Source organism: Phyllobacterium sp. P5_D12, assembly GCF_054049495.1.
Genome location: NZ_JBFUMG010000570.1, coordinates 1 through 2,769 on the forward strand (window position 1 = coordinate 1; position 2,769 = coordinate 2,769).

Below are 2,769 nucleotides of genomic sequence, written 5' to 3' on the forward strand. Positions count from 1 at the left end.
CAACGACACGGCACACAAGCTTGCGATCCTGACCAGTCTTGCTTTCGGTACGCAGATTGCGGCGGACGATATCTATCTCGAAGGTATCAGCAATATCTCGCTGGCCGATATCAAGGCGGCCGACGAACTCGGCTATCGCATCAAGCTTTTGGGTGTGGCGCTCAAGACCGAGAGTGGCATCGAGCAACGCGTGCACCCAACGATGGTGCCGGTCGAATCGGTCATCGCACAGGTGCACGGCGTCACCAATGCGGTCGCGATCGAGACCGATCTCCTGGGCGAATTGCTTCTATCGGGTCCAGGGGCAGGTGGTGCGGCAACGGCGTCCGCCGTCATTGGTGACCTCGCCGATATTGCGAAAAGCCGGCCGGGCTTCCAGCATGGGCCTGTGTTTGGAACGCCGGCAAAAGCGCTCGCGCCGTATAAACGCGCCAAGATGCGTGCGCATGAAGGCGGTTACTTTATCCGCCTGACCGTGCATGACCGGGCGGGTGTGTTCGCCGCCATCGCCAAACGTATGGCCGACAATGACATTTCGCTGGAATCGATCGTTCAGCGGCAGAGTGCCACCGACCAGCCGGAAGCGACGAAAACAGTTATTCTCGTGACGCACGAGACGACCGAGGCAGCGGTGAAAAAGGCGCTCGAAGGTATCGTCAAAGACGGGCATGCGACCGACAAACCGCAGATGATCCGCATCGAGCGGGCGGGCTGAACCTGACAGAAACTTCGGCTACAGCGTTTAATCGATTAGCTTTTTCGGCAATGCCGTTTTCTTGTCCGGCAGGTCTTGCCGCTGCGTTTCGACTTTGACAAAAGGTTTGCATAGCAATGCTATGGAAGGCCGTATTCATCCGGAATGCGGCATGTCCACACCAACGCAGGGATTACTATGCTGAAAACCAACGACCAGAATGAAGCGGGTCTCGACCGCATTTTGACGCTCGAGCTCGTGCGAGTAACCGAGCGGGCGGCTGTTGCTGCAGCACGTCTGCGTGGCCGTGGCGACGAGATGGCGGCGGATCAGGCGGCCGTTGATGCAATGCGCCAGGAACTTAATCGCCTGCCGATCGCCGGCACAGTTGTAATCGGCGAGGGTGAGCGTGACGAAGCGCCGATGCTCTACATTGGCGAGGAAGTCGGTACGCGCAATGGACCGGAAGTCGATATCGCGCTCGATCCACTGGAAGGCACGACAATCTGCGCCAAGAACCTGCCCAACTCGCTCGCTGTTATTGCCATTGCCGAAAAGGGTAATCTTCTCTACGCACCCGATGTCTACATGGAAAAGATCGCCGTCGGACCCGGTTATCCCGCCGGTATCATCAATCTCGACGCACCTGCCATCGAAAACATCATGGCTGTGGCCAAGGCCAAGGGCGTGCCGATCAATGAAATCACAGCGTGCATCATGGACCGGCCGCGTCATGCGCGGCTGATCGAGGAAGTTCGCGCGACCGGCGCCGCGATCCGCCTGATCGGCGATGGTGACGTGGCTGGCGTCATCCACACGACTGATCCCGATGAAACCGGCATCGATATCTATATCGGCATCGGTGGTGCGCCGGAGGGTGTGCTTGCGGCTGCCGCCTTGCGTTGCATCGGTGGTCAGATGCAGGGCCGCCTGCAGTTGAACAGCGATGACAAGATCGCCCGTGCCGCCAAGATGGGCATAAGCGATCCCAAGAAGATCTACACAATGGAAGAGATGGCCAAGGGTGACGTGCTGTTTGCCGCAACGGGTGTTACCGATGGCAATATGTTGTCCGGTGTAAAATTTGCCCGGGACTACATTCAGACCCACACCGTAGTCATGCGTTCCCATTCGCAGACAGTCCGCGAAATCAAGGCGAAGCATCAGGATATGGCGAAGTTCCAGTAGGAATGCTTATATCAAGGGCTTCCGCTGCCGGTCCGAAAGGGCCGGCAGTTTTATTTTAAGGCTGTTTACTGACAAATGTCTCTGTACCCTATTGGAACGACAGTATTTTTGCTATTTTGCTGTTAGTGGAATTCATTCGGGCGGGACAACCATGAATATCCGGCACAGAATAGCCTGCGCATTGTTGGTGGCCGTGAGCTCGACACAGTTCTCGACACTCCATGCACAGGACGCTGATCCTGACCTTATTCAAGGTTATCGTTCCGGGGATATTCTGATCAGTCTACCTGACACATCCGGCCCGTTCACCGTAATCAGCCGCACCAGCGATCCACAGAATTTCAGTGCGACAATCGAATATGGCGGGCTGGATGCGCGTGCCATCGTTTCGATCAATGGTGTAAGGGCCAGCAATGTGCCTGGTATCTATCCGGTCAGGGACGGACCGGACGATCCCGTCGTGCGCAGCCTTCTCGATCAGGCTTTTCAATATCATAGCACCCAACCCGGTCAGATCGCGCAGCGGACGAATGTTAGCTATGGCAACCGGGCGATGGCCTGTGTAAGTTCCGACGATCCGCAGAAGAAGGATGATTTTTTGGTCTGCGCTACGGGTGTTCTTGGCCGCTATCTGCTCATCCAACCAGTCATCAACTACAGGCTGAGTTCCAAGGAACTCGTCGACCGCCAGCTTACGGACTTCGCGTCGTCTGTGGCGTCCACCGTGAGTTCCCTCGCGCTGCCACCTGGGAACTGAGTAAGCACCAGCAAAAGCCGTTGGATAGGCCTTTCGAAGCATTGCATTCATTGCCGCCGAGTGATTAACCGGAGCGATGGTTCCTGAACGGCTTTTCCTCGGCGTTGAACAATCGGCAACTGGTCTGAAA

Annotated in this window: 3 protein-coding genes; all 3 read left to right on the top strand. The window is 56.6% G+C overall.

Annotated elements, in window-relative coordinates; translation table 11 throughout:
* A partial coding sequence (locus tag ACXJ5O_RS23620; protein WP_457302032.1) for a homoserine dehydrogenase occupies nt 1-715 on the top strand: 715 nt, incomplete at its 5' end.
* A gap of 177 nt (nt 716-892) precedes the next feature.
* Nucleotides 893-1,882, top strand: a complete 990-nt coding sequence (gene glpX / locus ACXJ5O_RS23625; protein WP_112530389.1) for a class II fructose-bisphosphatase — start codon at nt 893-895, stop codon at nt 1,880-1,882.
* A gap of 151 nt (nt 1,883-2,033) precedes the next feature.
* Nucleotides 2,034-2,639: a hypothetical protein gene (locus tag ACXJ5O_RS23630; RefSeq protein WP_457302033.1), complete on the top strand. Its 606-nt coding sequence runs from the start codon at nt 2,034-2,036 to the stop codon at nt 2,637-2,639.
* The last annotated feature ends 130 nt before the right edge of the window (nt 2,640-2,769 follow it).

Excerpts from the sequence above, each read along its gene's own strand:
- glpX (WP_112530389.1), top strand. The coding sequence starts at position 893 with ATGCTGAAAACCAACGACCAGAATGAAGCGGGTCTCGACCGCATTTTG.
- ACXJ5O_RS23630 (WP_457302033.1), top strand. The coding sequence starts at position 2,034 with ATGAATATCCGGCACAGAATAGCCTGCGCATTGTTGGTGGCCGTGAGC.